The organism is Citrobacter sp. Ce129, assembly GCF_030334545.1.
Lineage (GTDB): Bacteria > Pseudomonadota > Gammaproteobacteria > Enterobacterales > Enterobacteriaceae > Citrobacter > Citrobacter europaeus.
On record NZ_JAOWDS010000073.1, the window covers coordinates 565,090 to 583,063 of the forward strand.

A 17,974-nucleotide genomic window follows, 5' to 3' on the forward strand; every position below is an offset into this window, starting at 1 on the left:
AGGAAGAAAAATGTCAGACGCGATCAAAATCTACCATAACCCACGCTGCTCCAAGAGCCGCGAAACGCTGGAATTACTGAAGTCCAACGGCGTGGACCCGGAGGTGGTGTTGTATCTGGAAACGCCGGCTGATGCCGCAACCCTGCGTGAACTGCTGCAGATGCTCAGCATGTCCAGCGCACGTGAACTGATGCGCCAGAAAGAGGATCTCTATAAATCGCTTAACCTGGCGGACAAAAATCTGAGTGAAGATGCGCTAATTCAGGCAATGGTGGAAAACCCGAAACTGATGGAGCGCCCAATTGTGGTCGCCAAAGGCCAGGCGCGGATTGGTCGTCCGCCAGAGCAGGTACTGGAAATCATCGGTTAACCTGCAACCTGCCGCAGTCTTTTCGGCTGCGGCGCTTACAGCTTCAGTATCTCTTTTACGAACGGAATGGTGAGTTTGCGCTGGGCGGTGATCGATGCGTGATCTAACTGATCCAACGTCATAAACAGCGTACGCATTTCCCGATCCAGACGCTTAAGCAGAAAGCGTCCCACATCTTCCGGCAGTTCAAATCCACGAAGTCTGGCGCGTAATTGCAACGCCTGCAGCTTATCTTCATCGGAAAGCGGCTGCAGCTTGTAGATTTGTCCCCAGTCCAGGCGCGAGGCGAGATCCGGCAACCCCAGATTCAGCTGTCTTGGCGGGCGATCGCCGGTGATCAGCAGGCGCGTTTTCCCCGACTCCAGGATGCGGTTGTAGAGATCAAAGATCGCCATTTCCCACAGCGAATCCCCGGCCACACATTCGATGTTATCGATGCATACCAGCGATAAATGCTCCATCCCGTCGAGCACTTCAGGGACAAACCAGGTGCGTTTATCGAGCGGCACGTAACCTACTGCATCACCGCGCGCGGACAGTTCCGCACAGGCTGCATGCAGCAAATGACTACGGCCAGCGCCTTCGCGCGACCAGAGATAAATATACCCGCTATGTTCCTGACGCAGCACGTTTTGCAGTGCAGCCAGTAAAGAGGAGTTATCCCCCGGCCAGAAACTTGCAAAAGTTTCGTCGTCAGGAAGATAAAGTGGCAAAGAGAGCTGTGCCGGTGTGTTCAGAGATACCTCAACCCAGGATTTCATAAAATCGCGTTGAGTTTAACACAGAAATACGTCGTGATAGAACCGGGCAGCACCGCCGCCCGGTCAGAGATTTACTGTTGCGGACTGTCGGCATCTTCTGCGTCAAGCACGACTTCTTCCGGGCGCAGCAGGCTGATAACTTTGAAAATCAGGCTCAGGCAGACGCCAACAATGGTCGCCAGCGCCATGCCTTTCAGCTCTGCGGCGCCAATGTGAACTTTCGCGCCACTTACGCCGATGATCAAAATAACCGAGGTCAGGATCAGGTTTTGCGCTTTGTTGTAGTCAACTTTCGACTCGATCAATACGCGAATACCGGAAGCGCCAATCACGCCGTACAGCAGCAGTGATACGCCCCCCATGACAGGCAGTGGGATGATTTGGATCGCCGCCGCCAGTTTACCCACGCTGGAGAGCAGAATGGCAAAAATCGCCGCGCCGCCGATAACCCAGGTACTGTAAACGCGGGTAATCGCCATTACGCCAATATTTTCGCCGTACGTGGTGTTCGGCGTTGAGCCGAAGAAACCGGAGATAACCGTAGACAGACCGTTAGCAAACATAGAACGATGCAGGCCTGGGTCGCGAATCAAATCTTTTTTCACGATATTCGCCGTTACCACCAGGTGCCCGACGTGTTCAGCGATGACCACCAGCGCTGCTGGCAGGATGGTCAGAATGGCAACCCATTCAAAGCGCGGCGTATAGAACGTTGGCAGCGCGAACCAGTGGGCCTGCGCAATCGGCGTAGTGTCCACGACGCCCATCACGAAAGAGAGCGCATAACCGGCCAGCACCCCAATCAGAATCGGGATAATCGCCATAAAACCGCGGAACAGTACGGAGCCAAATACCGTAACCGCCAGCGTCACCATCGAGATGATGATGGTTTTTGAATCCGGTAATTGCCCCTCAGCAGGCAGTAACCCCGCCATGCCCGCAGCGACGCCAGCCAGCTCCAGACCGATAACGGCAACGATTGCGCCCATCGCCGCAGGCGGGAACATCACATCCAGCCAGCCGGTACCTGCTTTCTTAACGATGAAAGAAACCAGGCAGAACAGGACGCCGCACATAATGAAACCACCCAGTGCCACTTCATATCCTAACGGCAGCAGCAGCAGTACCGGAGAAATAAATGCAAAGCTGGACCCCAGATAGGCTGGGATTTTTCCTTTACAAATAAAGAGATACAGCAACGTACCAATGCCATTAAACAGCAAAACGGTAGCCGGGTTGATGTGGAACAGGACTGGCACCAGTACCGTTGCGCCAAACATGGCGAACAGGTGCTGCAAACTAAGCGGGATTGTCTGTAAAAGCGGCGGTCTTTCACTCACCCCGATAGCACGGCGCGTCATAGTGTTTTCCTCTGAGTGTTGTTTGTTATTCGCATTGGGTTGTTATATTCAAAAAAAAGCCGACTCTTAAAGTCGGCTTTTTTTCACTTATTCGTTTACTTGGTACCAAAAATCTTATCGCCGGCATCACCAAGCCCCGGAATAATGTATCCGTGCTCGTTCAGTCCCTGATCGATGGAGGCTGTGTACAGCTCAACATCCGGGTGCGCTTTTTCCAGTGCCGCGATACCTTCTGGTGCCGCAACCAGGACCAGCACCTTAATGCTGGTGCAGCCTGCGTTTTTCAGCAGGTCGATGGTAGCGATAACGGAACCGCCGGTCGCCAGCATCGGGTCAACGATCAGCGCCATACGCTCATCGATGTTAGAAACCAGCTTCTGGAAATACGGAACCGGCTCCAGCGTCTCTTCATTGCGGTACATACCGACCACGCTGATACGCGCGCTTGGAACGTTTTCCAGAACGCCTTCCATCATGCCCAGGCCCGCACGCAGGATTGGCACAACGGTGATTTTCTTACCTTTAATTTGGTCAACTTCAACCGGGCCATTCCAGCCTTCAATGGTCACCTTTTCGGTTTCCAGACCTGCGGTTGCTTCATAAGTCAGCAGGCTGCCAACTTCCGAGGCGAGTTCACGAAAGCGTTTAGTGCTGATGTCGTTTTCACGCATCAGTCCCAGCTTGTGTTTGACGAGTGGGTGTTTGACTTCCACGATCTTCATACTCTTCTCCTTTCCTCAGACGAGTGGCAACCACAAAAAAATCGCCGGATTATACCGCTTTTAGTCTCTGTCGCAACACTGCATGCGCTTGATATGGATCAACCAAAGTCATTTACGTCTGGATGATGAGTATAAAACAAGCCCCGCACTCATGGCGGGGCTTGTTATCAATGCTATGAATTTTAAAGGTATTCAGCATTGGTCTGGATGACGTTTTGATACCATGAAAAAGATTTTTTCGGAGAGCGAGTTAATGTCCCGCTACCGTCATTATTTTTATCAACGTAGATAAACCCGTAGCGTTTTTTCATTTCCCCCGTCCCGGCCGAGACTAAATCAATACAGCCCCACGGGGTATATCCCATCAAATCCACGCCATCTTCCACCACCGCTTTTTTCATCTCACGTATGTGAGCGGCAAGGTAGTCGATACGGTACTGGTCGTTCACCGCACCATCGTTCTCACGCACGTCGATGGCGCCAAATCCATTCTCCACAATAAATAGCGGCAACTGATAATGATCCCAGAACCAGTTCAGCGAATAGCGCAGACCGACGGGATCAATCTGCCAGCCCCAGTCCGACTTCTGTACGTACGGGTTGGAAACCAGGCTTTTCGACTCGTCGTAATCCAGCTCAGGGTTGTCCGCCGTTGCCTGCGTCGCGAAAGACATATAGTAGCTAAAGCCGATGTAATCCACGCAGCCCTCGGTCAACGCCTGACAGTCTTCCTCGGTGATATCCAGCTCAAAACCGCGTCGGGCAAAGTAGTTGAGAAGATGCTGCGGGTATTTACCGCGCACATGGACGTCGGTAAACCAGTAACGGCGGTGCATGGCGTTCATCGCCATCATCATATCGTCTGGCGCGCAGGTCAGCGGATAGATAGGACACATGGCGATCATGCACCCTAGTTGCAATTCCGGGTTAATCTCACGTGCGGCCTTTACCGCCAACGCGCTTGCCACCAGTTCATAGTGCGCCGCCTGGTACATGACCGGCTCGCGGTCTTCACCGGGCTGGTATTTCAGACCAGAGTTAGTAAAGGGCGCGAAATCTTCGTGATAATTTGCCTGGTTGTTAATCTCATTAAACGTCATCCAGTACTTTACTTTGTGCTGGTAACGAGTGAAAACCACCCTGGCAAAACGGACAAAGAAATCGATAAGCTTACGGTTGCGCCAGCCGCCATATTCCGTCACCAGATGGTAAGGCATCTCGAAATGCGACAACGTAATCACCGGCTCAATGCCATATTTCAGGCATTCGTCAAACAGGTCATCATAGAACTGCAGGCCAGCTTCATTGGGTTGCGCTTCGTCGCCTAAGGGGAAAATACGCGTCCAGGCGATAGAGGTGCGAAAACATTTAAATCCCATTTCGGCAAACAGCTTAATGTCGTCTTTATAGCGATGATAAAAATCGATGGCGTCATGGTTAGGGTAGTTTTTACCGGCGATCACACCGTCGGTGATTTCTCGCGCCACGCCGTGCGCCCCCGCCGTCATGACATCGGCAACGCTGACGCCTTTTCCACCCGCCTGCCAGCCACCTTCCAGTTGATGAGCGGCTACGGCACCACCCCACATGAAATCTGCTTTAAATCCTGACATACCCTTCCCCTATCGTGATGACTCTGCGCAAAACGCTGTAGATGAGGTCCGCAACAGAAAACAGAAACCGGTTTCAGTACGATACTGTGCATTCGGCTGGCAGGTTTCAAGCACAAGACTGTACCCGGTTTCATTTTCGTGGCGCAGTTCAAACAAATAGATAAATGATTGTAAAATGCTGAAAAAATCAGCAGATAAAACTTGATGCAGAGCAGGCTCGCAAACGTTTGCTTTCCCTGTTAGAATTGCGCCGAATTTAACTTTTACTGCAAGTAAACATGTGGGGAAGCAGGCAGTGACCGATAAAACCTCTCTTAGCTACAAAGATGCCGGTGTTGATATTGATGCAGGTAATGCTCTGGTTGATCGAATCAAAGGCGTAGTAAAGAAAACTCGTCGTCCGGAAGTTATGGGTGGTCTGGGTGGCTTCGGTGCGCTGTGCGCATTGCCGCAAAAATATCGTGAACCAGTACTGGTTTCCGGCACTGATGGCGTTGGCACAAAACTGCGTCTGGCGATGGATCTGAAACGCCACGACACTATCGGTATTGACCTCGTCGCAATGTGCGTCAACGACCTCGTCGTTCAGGGCGCTGAGCCGCTGTTTTTCCTCGACTACTATGCGACCGGCAAACTGGATGTGGATACCGCAGCCAGCGTCATTAACGGTATTGCCGAAGGTTGTCTGCAGTCTGGCTGCGCGCTGGTTGGCGGGGAAACGGCTGAAATGCCGGGGATGTACCACGGCGAAGATTACGACGTGGCAGGCTTCTGCGTTGGCGTCGTCGAGAAATCAGAGATTATCGACGGTTCAAAAGTGGCTGACGGCGACGTATTGATTGCGCTCGGCTCCAGCGGCCCGCACTCCAACGGTTACTCTCTGGTGCGTAAAATTGTTGAAGTCAGCGGTTGTGACCCGGAAACCACCGAGCTTGAAGGCAAGTCGCTGGCCGATCACTTGCTGGCCCCGACCCGCATTTACGTAAAATCCATTCTGGAACTGATTGAGAAGGTTGATGTGCATGCCATCGCCCACCTGACCGGCGGCGGCTTCTGGGAAAATATTCCACGCGTTCTTCCGGACAACACGCAGGCGGTGATCGACGAATCGTCATGGCAGTGGCCAGCTGTTTTCAACTGGCTGCAAACGGCGGGTAACGTCAGCCAGCATGAGATGTATCGCACCTTTAACTGCGGCGTAGGTATGGTAATCGCCCTGCCAGCTCCGGAAGTGGACAAAGCCCTTGCTTTGCTCAATGAGAAAGGTGAAAACGCATGGAAAATCGGTATCATCAAAGCTTCTGATTCCGAACAGCGTGTGGTCATTGAATGAAAAACATTGTGGTGCTCATTTCCGGCAACGGAAGCAATTTGCAGGCGATAATAGACGCCTGCGAACAGAAAAAAATCAATGGCACCATACGTGCAGTATTCAGTAACAAGGCCGATGCGTTCGGCCTTGAGCGCGCACGCGAAGCGAATATTCCGGCGCACTCGCTGGAAGCCGCCCAGTTTGCCAGTCGCGAAGCATTCGACCGCCAGCTGATTCAAGAGATTGACGCCTATGCGCCCGATGTCGTCGTGTTGGCCGGTTATATGCGCATTCTCAGCCCGGCGTTTGTCGCTCACTATTCTGAGCGATTGCTGAATATCCATCCGTCTTTATTGCCGAAATATCCCGGCCTGCACACGCACCGTCAGGTTCTGGAAAACGGTGATGAAGAGCATGGAACTTCCGTCCATTTTGTCACCGATGAACTGGACGGCGGACCGGTTATTCTCCAGGCCAAGGTTCCGGTATTTGAAGGCGACAGCGAAGATGATGTCACGGCCCGGGTCCAGGCCCAGGAACATACCATTTACCCACTGGTAGTAAGCTGGTTTACCGATGGTCGCCTGAAGATGCGTGATAACGCAGCATGGCTGGACGGCGTTCGTCTGCCGCCACAAGGCTACGCCGCCGACGAATAATAAAAACCAGCCTGTAAGCCGGATCTCACCATCCGGTCTACAGGCATGATTACCTTTTCCGGTTAACATCTCCGGTATTCATCTACGCTCCCCCTTTCTCTTTGCTATCAGACGGTTTATTGTCATATTTTTCTGGCACAGTTGGACATCTGAGAGCAATGCTCGCCATAATAAATCGGTAGTGTCCCGTGAATGAAACGGAGTAAAAGTGGTAATGGGTCAGGAAAAGCTATACATCGAGAAAGAACTCAGTTGGTTAGCGTTCAATGAACGTGTACTCCAGGAAGCTGCTGATAAGTCAAACCCGTTGATCGAACGGATGCGTTTCTTAGGCATCTATTCCAATAACCTCGACGAGTTTTACAAGGTTCGTTTTGCCGAACTGAAGCGCCGAATCATTATTAGCGAAGAACAGGGTTCAAACTCTCACTCCCGCCATCTGTTAGGCAAAATCCAGGCCCGCGTATTAAAAGCCGATCAGGAATTCGACGGCCTGTACAACGAGTTGCTGCTGGAGATGGCGCGCAACCAGATTTTCTTAATCAACGAACGTCAGCTATCGGTTAATCAACAGAGCTGGTTACGCCATTACTTTAAGCAATATCTTCGCCAGCATATTACGCCGATCCTGATTAACCGCGAGACGGATTTAGTTCAGTTCCTGAAAGATGACTACACCTATCTGGCGGTAGAAATTATTCGCGGTGATTCGATCCGCTACGCGCTGCTGGAAATCCCTTCCGACAAGGTTCCACGCTTTGTGAATCTGCCGCCGGAAACCCCGCGGCGTCGCAAACCGATGATCCTGCTGGACAACATCTTACGCTACTGCCTGGACGACATTTTCAAAGGGTTCTTTGATTACGATGCGCTAAACGCTTATTCGATGAAAATGACCCGCGACGCCGAATACGATTTGGTGCACGAGATGGAATCGAGCCTGATGGAGCTGATGTCATCCAGCCTGAAACAGCGTCTGACCGCAGAGCCTGTACGTTTTGTCTATCAGCGCGACATGCCCAATGCGCTGGTCGAGGTGCTGCGTGAAAAACTGACGATTTCTCGCTACGACTCAATTGTTCCCGGCGGGCGCTACCATAACTTCAAAGACTTTATTAACTTCCCCAACGTTGGCAAAGCTAACCTGGTGAACAAACCACTTCCTCGTTTACGCCATATCTGGTTCGACAACGAGAAGTTTCGCAACGGATTTGATGCAATCCGCGAGCGCGATGTGCTGCTGTATTACCCGTATCACACCTTTGAACATGTTCTTGAGCTGTTGCGTCAGGCCTCTTTCGACCCGAGCGTGTTGGCGATAAAGATCAACATCTACCGTGTGGCAAAAGACTCGCGCATCATCGACGCGATGATCCATGCAGCGCATAACAGTAAAAAAGTCACCGTAGTGGTGGAATTGCAGGCGCGCTTTGATGAAGAAGCCAACATTCATTGGGCCAAGCGTCTGACCGAAGCGGGTGTTCACGTCATTTTCTCCGCGCCGGGCCTGAAAATTCACGCCAAGCTGTTCCTTATCTCGCGTAAAGAAGGTGACGAGGTGGTGCGCTACGCCCACATCGGTACCGGGAACTTCAATGAAAAAACGGCGCGCCTGTATACTGACTATTCTTTGCTGACCGCCGATTCGCGCATTACCAACGAAGTGCGTCGGGTGTTCAACTTTATCGAGAACCCGTATCGTCCGGTGACGTTCGATTATCTGCTGGTTTCTCCACAGAACTCACGCCGTCTGCTGTACGCGATGATCGACAAAGAAATCGCCAACGCACAGCAAGGGCGGCCTTCCGGTATTACGCTAAAACTTAACAATCTGGTCGATAAAGGCCTCGTTGACCGCCTGTATGCGGCGTCCTGCTCGGGCGTGCCGGTTAATTTGCTGATCCGCGGTATGTGCTCCCTGATCCCGAATCTGGAAGGCATCAGTGATAATATTCGCGTGATAAGCATCGTTGACCGCTACCTTGAACACGACCGGGTTTATATCTTCGAAAACGGCGGCGACAAGCAGGTATATCTCTCCTCCGCAGACTGGATGACCAGGAATATCGACTATCGCATCGAAGTCGCCACGCCGCTGCTGGACCCGCGTCTTAAGCAACGTGTGCTGGATATTATCGATATCCTGTTCAGCGACACGGTGAAGGCTCGCTTCATCGATAAAGAACTCAGTAATCGCTACGTACCGCGCGGAAATCGCCGTAAGGTTCAGTCACAATTGGCGATTTACGACTACATCAAATCACTCGAGCAACCTGACTAAAGATATGCCAATACACGACAAGACTCCGCGACCGCAGGAATTTGCTGCGGTCGACCTCGGTTCAAACAGTTTCCATATGGTCATTGCCCGTGTGGTTGATGGCGCTATGCAAATTATCGGACGCCTGAAACAACGCGTTCATCTGGCTGATGGTCTCGGCGAAGACAACAAGCTGAGCGAAGAGGCAATGGAGCGCGGATTAAGCTGTCTGTCGCTGTTCGCCGAACGCCTGCAGGGCTTTCCCCCATCAAGCGTATGCATCGTGGGTACCCATACTTTGCGTCAGGCGCTGAATGCGACCGATTTTCTCAAGCGCGCAGAAAAAGTCATCCCCTACCCGATTGAGATTATTTCCGGTAATGAAGAAGCCCGACTGATTTTTATGGGTGTAGAGCACACCCAGCCGGAAAAAGGTCGCAAGCTGGTTATCGATATTGGCGGTGGTTCAACAGAACTGGTGATCGGCGAAGATTTCGAACCCAAACTGGTCGAAAGCCGTCGTATGGGCTGCGTCAGTTTTGCCCAGATGTATTTCCCGGGCGGCGTTATCAGTCGGGAAAACTTCCAGCGTGCCCGCATGGCGGCAGCGCAAAAGCTCGAAACCTTAACCTGGCAGTTTCGCATTCAGGGCTGGAACGTTGCGATGGGCGCATCGGGTACGATTAAAGCGGCACATGAAGTGCTGCTGGAGATGGGCGAGAAAGATGGTTTCATCACTCCCGAACGCCTGGACAAACTGACATCCGAAGTACTAAAACATGCGTCATTCGAAGCCCTCAGCCTGCCAGGGCTGTCAGAAGAGCGAAAAGCGGTGTTTGTGCCCGGGCTTGCGATTCTGTGCGGCGTTTTTGACGCGCTCGCTATCCGCGAACTTCGCCTTTCTGATGGCGCGCTACGTGAAGGCGTACTGTACGAGATGGAAGGACGTTTTCGCCACCAGGACGTTCGCAGCCGTACCGCCAGCAGTCTGGCGAACCAGTACAACATCGACAGTGAACAGGCCCGGCGCGTACTGGAAACGACGATGCAAATGTACGATCAGTGGCATACGCAGCAGCCAAAACTGGCCAATCCGCAACTGGAAGCGTTACTGCGCTGGGCGGCGATGCTGCATGAGGTTGGGCTGAACATCAACCACAGCGGTTTACATCGCCACTCTGCTTATATCCTGCAAAACAGTGATTTGCCGGGCTTTAATCAGGAACAACAGCTGATGATGGCAACCTTAGTTCGTTATCATCGCAAAGCGGTGAAGCTGGATGATTTGCCCCGCTTTACGCTGTTCAAGAAAAAACAGTTTCTACCGTTAATTCAGCTGTTACGCCTGGGCGTGCTGCTGAATAATCAGCGTCAGGCAACCACCACTCCACCGACGCTGACCCTGATTACCGACGACAACCACTGGACTTTACGCTTCCCGCATGACTGGTTTAGCCAGAATGCGCTGGTGCTGCTCGATCTGGAAAAAGAGCAACAATACTGGGAAGCCGTAACCGGCTGGCGTCTCAAAATTGAAGAAGAAAGCTCACCCGATATCGCCGCATAAGCTCTCAGCAGGTGCCAGTTCTTCTGGCACCTTTTCTTCCAGCGTTTCGTGCAGCGGTTGCGGTTTACCAATCAGATACCCCTGCATGTAGTCAATCCCCAGCGAAATCACCGCACTGCGTATTTCCTCGCTTTCGACGTACTCCGCAACCACCAGCATTCTTTTCATTCGCGCCAGGTGGCAAATGGACGCCACAATTTGGTAGTCGAGGCTGTTCGAAACGATATTGCGAATAAAGCTGCCGTCAATTTTCAGAATATCGGCATTCACATTCTTCAGCCGCGCATAGCTGGCATAACCAGTACCAAAATCATCAATCGCAATCTGACATCCCAATGATTGCAACTGCAGCAACGTTGCCTGCGCCTGTTCTGCATTGGTTAAGGCATTGCTTTCCGTGACCTCAAAAATCAGCTGCCACGCCTCGACTTTGTACTTAGCCAGTAGCTGGTTGATGTCATGCGGAAGTCGGGCGCGGCATACCGACGTAGGTGATAAGTTAATCGCAAATCGACGGGCGGGCATTTTTTCCCGATTCTGCGCCATAAATTTCAGCGTATTTTCAATCACCCACAGATCGATGCTGGAGGACAAACCAAACTCATGCGCTACCGGCAAGAAGTTATCAGGGGCGATAGTCTCCCCGTCGTCCCCCTGAAGACGCAGCAGGATTTCATGATAAACATCGCCGCGTACACCAGAAATCGGCTGCGCCATCAGGAAAAAGCGATTGTGCTCCAGCGCCTGCTGCAGGCGATTCATCATCGCAACCTTATCTTTCAGGTCACGTTGCAGGTGCATCACGCCCCGTCGCTGCAAATTCTCTGGCGCATTGGTCGCCAGAGAAAGCTCGGCGATGGTGCTTAGCTCTCCCAGTAACAAATAGATGTGGTTAACAGGAGAACGGACATAGCAAAAACTGATCCCCACCTGCGGCTGTAACGGCATGCCATCCCAGATAAAACGAAACTGCTTGATATGCCTGTCCAGCGCTTCAATGCGTTCCTGATGCGACTCGGTATTAAAACGCAAAACTAAATCATTACCCGATAACTGATAGACATGCTCATCTTGTTCCAGCATCGGCGTTACCCACTGGGCGAGTTTTTGCTTGTACTGGATACGCAGCATAATGCCGTAATTTTTCACCAGCAGTTCCATGCCCGGAACACTCAAAAAGCAGAGCACTGACCATGGCGCTTTTTTCAAATCCCGGTTCAACGCGCGCAAATTCGGAATATGCACCATGGGGTCAAAGAAGGCCAGACGATGGTTGCGCCGGGTAACAAACCGTTGGCGCGTTGCCAGTACGGCAATGAAATTTACGATGAAGGAGAAAACCAGGTAACTTGATGAGGTAATGGCAAGCTGGGTATCGTAGCCCGAATACCAGGGCATATAGCGTTGATAATAATGTATCGCGGTAATAAGTACGACCGCCCATATCAACGAAATAAATCTATAACCGTAACGCATAGCTCCCCATAGCATCACAGGCAGCAACAATGACAGGGTATAATTGGTACTAAATATTGAGCTTTGCTCATTTAACGGCATGCACAACATTGCCATCAGCACGGTCAATATAATCAACCAGACAGCAAACTCAGTTTTGGTGACTTTGGTATCAAACTGCTGCTTTAACTGAGAAAAATAGCCTCTCACATGCAAAGGGTTACGTATCGTTCGAATAATAAAATAGCACAGTGGAACCCCAACCAGATTCCCGACCAGCATGGCCTGATAGTTGATCAACGTACCAGTATTAAAGGGCATAACGCCTACCATACCCGATTTGCTCTCATAGACGCCCACAAACGCGGCAAACTGGAAGAGTATCAAAAACAGCGTCGCCGGGCAGAAGACCTGCCAAAACATGCGCTGGAACATCAGGTGGGAATCGCCGTGGGAAACATTGTTTCGTCGGGGAGAAAATACCTTATACCCTCCCCAACTAAGCACGATGGTAACAATAAAGTGCGAAATTATTGAGAGTGTTTCAAATAGCCCAACCTGCGGATATTTGTACCAAATAATGGAAATGATAATTCCGGGTAATGCAGCCCAACCAAAAAACAACATCAGGCTAATCATCAGCGCTAAAGGCAGATAGAAAAGAATTACTGTCCCGGTACTAATATGGGCATAGGTGTTGGCAGTGCTCAATACAGGCAACAGTAATGAAGGCAAGATGAGAGGTAACGCCCACCATTTATCTCTAATACCAATATAATTTTTATTGAGTTTCATAGATGCTCAGTAGAATCCCGCACATCCTGCAGGGGGTATTCAGACAGGCATCCCACCTGACGTTAAAACGATAAAGTAAAATACATCACAATGATTCATCAATTTTAGTTGGCAGCAAAGGGGGATGCTTGATACACATCAAAAAAAAAGTCTCTCATTAATCAATTATTACTCTTTTCATGGTTTTTTATCGTTATCTCATTATTCATGCAAATAATAATATTAATTTCCATAACATAAATGGATAAAACCACTGAGGCAATTTTACATAACGAAGAATTGACCATTCCCTCACAGTATGCCTTAATGTAAGTATCGCCCTCAGTTGGGTACACTACAAGGAACCTTTTGTGAGCCAGGTTACCAGCCTACGCAAACGACACCGATTTAACAGTCGCATGATCCGGATCGTACTGCTTATCAGCTTTCTCTTCTTCTTCGGACGCTTCGTCTACTCCGCCATAGGTGCGTGGCACCACCACCAGAACAAAAAAGAATCTCAGCAGATAACTCAGCCGCAACAGGCATCTCCTGCTCAAACCGACGTGCGCTGATCTCTCGCACCTGTGATATCCCCAGCATTAAGATTCCTTACCGGATGGCTAATCGCCTGACATTTAACCATCCGGTAAGGGATTTGCGTGATGAAACTTCATACACTTCCCCCACCACCCTCGCTGTATTATCGGATAATCGACCGTATTTTTCGCACAAATACACAATCTTTTCATCCCACTTCACCGCACCATTCGCGCTGATTTTTTACGTTCCGGTTTACTGGATATAAAAAAGACACACAGTGCTCAAATAGACGCTAATCAATATCGCCAGAAAATATCACGGGCGAAAATATTAATATTTTGCATGAAATTAAATGCTTATTTGAATTGTTACCATTATTAAATTGTACAGGGTAATACCATGAGTGGTTTTTCATTATTTCCGAAAATAAGAAGCGGTGTTGAATGGATTGCCGGGCACAGCGATGCGGTTATTCAATTCGGCTGGAATATCGTTGCCGCCGTGATTTTACTGTTTATCGGTAAATTTGTCTCTCGTCTGCTTTCCCGTGGCCTGGAAAAGTTACTGTTAAAACGTAAAGTTGACCGGACCATTATCCAGTTTTTCACCGCGCTGGTACGTTACATCACCCTCGCTTTTTCCGTTGTCGCCGCGTTGGGCCGCGTCGGTATTGAAACCTCTTCCATTATTGCCGTCATTGGGGCCGCCGGACTGGCTATTGGTCTCGCGCTACAAGGATCGCTTTCCAACTTTGCCGCAGGCGTATTATTGGTCTCTTTGCGTCCTTTCCGCGCCGGAGAAGTCGTGCAGATTGGCGCAGTCACCGGAACGGTAGAAAAGGTGCACATCTTCTCCACTACCCTGCTCACCGCTGACAGCAAAGAAGTGGTGATTCCAAACGGTAAGATCATTGCGGATAACATCATTAACTATTCCCGCCACCCGTTTCGCCGTATCGACCTGGTGATTGGCGTGGGATATCAGAGCCGGATCGCAGATGTTAAGCGCGTGATTAACCATATCATCGAGCAGGACAGTCGCATCGATAAGCAACGTGGGGTAACCGTTCGTCTGGGCGAACTGGGCGCTTCAGCGTTGAATTTTTACGTCCGCGTATGGGTACCCAACATCGAATACTGGAATACCTATTACGATCTGCTGGAAAACATTAAAGAGGCCCTGGACGACAACCACATTGCCCTGCCGTATCCGCAGATGGATATACGCGTGGAGAACGTGGCACCCCAATCTCAGCCCCAGCTACAGCTGGTCGATTAGTATCCCACGCTATAACATTCGCCAGACGCGCTTGCTGGCATACGGGCAATAAAAAACCCTCTTTAAACAGAGGGTTTTTGCATACTACCGGTTCAGAAACCGCGAACAGAGAGGGATATTATTCCCACTCAATCGTTGCTGGCGGCTTACCGCTGATGTCATACACCACGCGGGAAATACCGTTCACTTCGTTGATGATGCGGTTGGATACGCGGCCTAAGAAGTCATACGGCAGGTGCGCCCAGTGCGCGGTCATAAAGTCGATGGTTTCAACAGCACGCAGGGAAACAACCCAGTCGTACTTACGGCCATCGCCCATAACGCCAACGGAACGTACCGGCAGGAATACGGTGAACGCCTGGCTTACTTTGTTGTACAGGTCAGCTTTGTGCAGCTCTTCAATGAAGATAGCATCCGCGCGACGCAGCAGGTCGCAGTACTCTTTCTTCACTTCGCCCAGCACGCGTACGCCCAGACCTGGCCCCGGGAACGGGTGACGGTAGAGCATGTCATACGGCAGGCCCAGCTCCAGGCCAATCTTACGCACTTCGTCTTTGAACAGCTCACGCAGCGGCTCTACCAGACCCATCTTCATCTCTTTCGGCAAACCGCCCACGTTGTGGTGAGATTTGATGACGTGCGCTTTACCGGTCGCGGAAGCTGCGGATTCGATCACGTCCGGGTAGATGGTGCCCTGCGCCAGCCACTTAACGTCTTCCAGCTTCAGCGCTTCTTCGTCGAATACTTCCACGAATACGCGGCCGATGATTTTACGTTTAGCTTCTGGATCGTTCTCGCCTTTCAGCGCGTCCAGGAAACGCTTTTCGCCTTCAACGTGAACGATATTCAGGCCGAAGTGGTCGCCGAACATATCCATAACCTGCTGTGCTTCATTCAAACGCAGCAGACCGTTATCAACGAATACGCAGGTCAGGTTTTTGCCAATCGCACGGTGCAGCAGCATCGCGGTAACGGAGGAGTCAACGCCGCCGGACAGACCGAGGATCACTTTATCATTGCCAACCTGCTCGCGGATGCGGGCAACGGCGTCATCGATAATTTTTGCCGGCGTCCACAGCGCTTCACACTGGCAGATGTCACGCACAAAACGCTCCAGCATGCGCATACCCTGACGGGTGTGGGTCACTTCCGGGTGGAACTGCACGCCGTAGAAACGTTTTTCCTCGTGCGCCATGATGGCGAACGGGCAGTTGTCGGTGCTGGCAACGGTCACGAAACCTTCCGGAATGGCGGTTACTTTGTCGCCGTGGCTCATCCACACGTCCAGCAGCGGTTTGCCATCTGCGGTCAGAGAGTCTTCAATACCGCGGACAAGCGCGCTGTCGGTCTGAACTTCAACCTGCGCATAGCCGAATTCACGTTCGTTAGAACCTTCAACATGACCACCGAGCTGCATTGCCATAGTCTGCATGCCATAGCACACGCCGAACACCGGCACGCCCGCATTGAAAACGTATTCCGGCGCGCGCGGGCTGTTTTCTTCGGTGGTGCTTTCCGGACCACCGGAAAGAATAATACCGCTTGGGTTGAATTCGCGAATTTGTGCTTCCGTAACATCCCATGCCCACAGTTCACAGTAGACGCCCAGTTCACGTACGCGACGAGCAACCAACTGAGTGTACTGCGATCCAAAATCAAGGATGAGAATGCGATGTTTATGAATATTGTCTGTCATTGACGCTAATTCCGAGGCAAGTGAAACAAATTCGCCCGGCATAAAGCCGGGCGCGGAAACTTATCAGGAGCCCATGCGGTAGTTAGGGGACTCTTTGGTGATGGTCACATCGTGAACGTGACTTTCCTGGATACCCGCACCGCTGATGCGTACAAACTCTGCTTTCGTTCGCAGCGCGTCGATAGTACCACAGCCGGTCAGACCCATACAGGAGCGCAGGCCCCCCATCTGCTGGTGAATGATCTCTTTCAGGCGACCTTTATAGGCAACGCGACCTTCGATGCCTTCCGGAACCAGTTTGTCAGCAGCGTTGTCGCTCTGGAAGTAACGGTCGGAAGAACCTTTGGACATCGCGCCCAGAGAGCCCATCCCACGGTATGATTTGTAAGAACGGCCCTGATACAGTTCGATTTCGCCCGGAGATTCTTCGGTGCCCGCCAGCATGGAGCCAACCATCACTGCGGCAGCGCCTGCGGCAATCGCTTTCGCGATGTCGCCGGAGAAACGAATACCGCCATCGGCGATAACCGGAATACCAGTACCTTCCAGCGCTTCAACGGCGTCAGAAACGGCGGTGATCTGCGGTACACCTACGCCGGTAACAATACGGGTAGTACAAATAGAGCCTGGGCCGATACCGACTTTAACTGCGCTGCAGCCGGCTTCCGCCAGCGCGCGTGCGCCTGCGCCTGTTGCAACGTTACCGCCGATAATCTGCAGATCCGGGTATTTAGCACGGGTTTCACGGATACGCTGCAGCACGCCTTCAGAATGACCGTGAGAGGAGTCAATCAGCAGTACATCAACGCCAGCGGCAACCAGCGCGTCAACGCGCTCTTCATTACCTGCGCCCGCACCCACAGCAGCGCCAACGCGCAGACGACCATGCTCGTCTTTACAGGCGTTAGGTTTACGTTCTGCTTTCTGGAAATCTTTAACGGTGATCATGCCGAGCAGGTGGAAGCTGTCATCAACTACCAGCGCTTTCTCAACGCGTTTTTCATGCATTTTGGCAAAGACAACATCGCGCGCTTCGCCTTCACGAACGGTCACCAGACGCTCTTTCGGCGTCATGTAAACGCTAACCGGCTGGTTCAGGTCAGTCACAAAACGCACGTCACGACCGGTGATAATGCCAACCAGTTCGTTATCTTCAGTCACAACCGGATAGCCTGCAAAACCATTACGCTCGGTCAGTTCTTTCACTTCGCGCAGGGTAGTGGTTGGCAGTACGGTCTGTGGGTCAGTTACCACGCCAGATTCGTGTTTCTTTACGCGACGGACTTCTTCAGCCTGGCGCTCGATGGACATATTTTTGTGGATAAAACCGATGCCGCCTTCCTGGGCCAGGGCAATTGCCAGGCGCGCTTCCGTCACGGTGTCCATTGCTGCGGATAGCATAGGAATGTTCAGGCGAATGGTTTTCGTCAACTGGGTGCTGAGGTCAGCAGTATTCGGCAGAACAGTAGAATGAGCGGGAACGAGGAGGACGTCGTCAAACGTCAGGGCTTCTTTTGCGATACGTAGCATGGGCAATATCTCACCTGGGAGGTTATTAAATATTGCCGCGGCATTATACAGAGCGTAACCGATTGCATCCACA

General features: G+C 51.5%; 14 protein-coding genes. 7 read left to right on the plus strand and 7 right to left on the minus strand.

The window, feature by feature from the left end:
* The first annotated feature begins 10 nt into the window (after positions 1 to 10).
* The gene (gene arsC, locus OGV77_RS22285; protein ID WP_047409559.1) at positions 11 to 370 is read left to right on the plus strand and encodes an arsenate reductase (glutaredoxin); all 360 of its coding nucleotides are present in this window, start codon (positions 11 to 13) and stop codon (positions 368 to 370) included.
* Positions 371 to 405: 35 nt separating this feature from the next.
* Here arsC and OGV77_RS22290 read toward each other — a convergent pair whose 3' ends face one another.
* From OGV77_RS22290 to OGV77_RS22305, 4 genes are all read right to left on the minus strand, one after another.
* Entirely contained in the window at positions 406 to 1,107 is a 702-nt protein-coding gene (locus tag OGV77_RS22290) for a DnaA inactivator Hda (RefSeq protein ID WP_211924219.1), read from the minus strand.
* A 95-nt stretch (positions 1,108 to 1,202) separates the two neighbouring features.
* Complete coding sequence (uraA, locus tag OGV77_RS22295; RefSeq protein WP_087050913.1) at positions 1,203 to 2,492, minus strand: uracil permease; 1,290 nt, start codon at positions 2,490 to 2,492, stop codon at positions 1,203 to 1,205.
* Positions 2,493 to 2,587: 95 nt separating this feature from the next.
* Positions 2,588 to 3,214: a uracil phosphoribosyltransferase gene (gene upp, locus OGV77_RS22300; RefSeq protein ID WP_003835110.1), complete on the minus strand. Its 627-nt coding sequence runs from the start codon at positions 3,212 to 3,214 to the stop codon at positions 2,588 to 2,590.
* A gap of 182 nt (positions 3,215 to 3,396) precedes the next feature.
* On the minus strand, positions 3,397 to 4,827 hold the full coding sequence (locus OGV77_RS22305) for a 6-phospho-beta-glucosidase (protein ID WP_087050914.1): 1,431 nt from the start codon (positions 4,825 to 4,827) through the stop codon (positions 3,397 to 3,399).
* Between the two features lie 295 nt (positions 4,828 to 5,122).
* Here OGV77_RS22305 and purM point away from each other — a divergent pair, with 295 nt between their 5' ends.
* The 4 genes from purM to ppx all read left to right on the plus strand — a co-directional run bounded on the left by purM (position 5,123) and on the right by ppx (position 10,625).
* Entirely contained in the window at positions 5,123 to 6,160 is a 1,038-nt protein-coding gene (gene purM / locus OGV77_RS22310; protein ID WP_003838485.1) for a phosphoribosylformylglycinamidine cyclo-ligase, read from the plus strand.
* The gene (purN, locus tag OGV77_RS22315) at positions 6,157 to 6,798 is read left to right on the plus strand and encodes a phosphoribosylglycinamide formyltransferase (RefSeq protein WP_075145831.1); all 642 of its coding nucleotides are present in this window, start codon (positions 6,157 to 6,159) and stop codon (positions 6,796 to 6,798) included. The genes purM and purN overlap by 4 nt, the downstream gene beginning before the upstream one ends.
* 214 nt (positions 6,799 to 7,012) lie before the next feature.
* Positions 7,013 to 9,079, plus strand: a complete 2,067-nt coding sequence (gene ppk1 / locus OGV77_RS22320) for a polyphosphate kinase 1 (RefSeq protein ID WP_043017172.1) — start codon at positions 7,013 to 7,015, stop codon at positions 9,077 to 9,079.
* A 4-nt stretch (positions 9,080 to 9,083) separates the two neighbouring features.
* On the plus strand, positions 9,084 to 10,625 hold the full coding sequence (gene ppx / locus OGV77_RS22325) for an exopolyphosphatase (protein ID WP_043017173.1): 1,542 nt from the start codon (positions 9,084 to 9,086) through the stop codon (positions 10,623 to 10,625).
* On the opposite strand, the gene OGV77_RS22330 is transcribed toward ppx, so the two are convergent.
* Positions 10,605 to 12,875: a bifunctional diguanylate cyclase/phosphodiesterase gene (locus OGV77_RS22330; RefSeq protein ID WP_087050915.1), complete on the minus strand. Its 2,271-nt coding sequence runs from the start codon at positions 12,873 to 12,875 to the stop codon at positions 10,605 to 10,607. The two genes, ppx and OGV77_RS22330, sit on opposite strands and share 21 nt — an antisense overlap.
* A gap of 350 nt (positions 12,876 to 13,225) precedes the next feature.
* On the opposite strand from OGV77_RS22330, the gene OGV77_RS22335 reads away from it, so the two are divergent.
* Positions 13,226 to 13,429 carry a YfgG family protein gene (locus OGV77_RS22335; protein ID WP_072033354.1) on the plus strand — a complete coding sequence of 68 codons (204 nt, stop codon included), beginning with the start codon at positions 13,226 to 13,228 and terminating at the stop codon, positions 13,427 to 13,429.
* A 367-nt stretch (positions 13,430 to 13,796) separates the two neighbouring features.
* Entirely contained in the window at positions 13,797 to 14,675 is an 879-nt protein-coding gene (gene mscS / locus OGV77_RS22340; protein ID WP_043017176.1) for a small-conductance mechanosensitive channel MscS, read from the plus strand.
* Positions 14,676 to 14,793: 118 nt separating this feature from the next.
* On the opposite strand, the gene guaA is transcribed toward mscS, so the two are convergent.
* Positions 14,794 to 16,371, minus strand: coding sequence for a glutamine-hydrolyzing GMP synthase (gene guaA / locus OGV77_RS22345; RefSeq protein ID WP_043017966.1), 1,578 nt, complete (start codon positions 16,369 to 16,371; stop codon positions 14,794 to 14,796).
* Positions 16,372 to 16,434: 63 nt separating this feature from the next.
* Positions 16,435 to 17,901: an IMP dehydrogenase gene (gene guaB, locus OGV77_RS22350; protein ID WP_003037756.1), complete on the minus strand. Its 1,467-nt coding sequence runs from the start codon at positions 17,899 to 17,901 to the stop codon at positions 16,435 to 16,437.
* Positions 17,902 to 17,974: the final 73 nt, after the last annotated feature.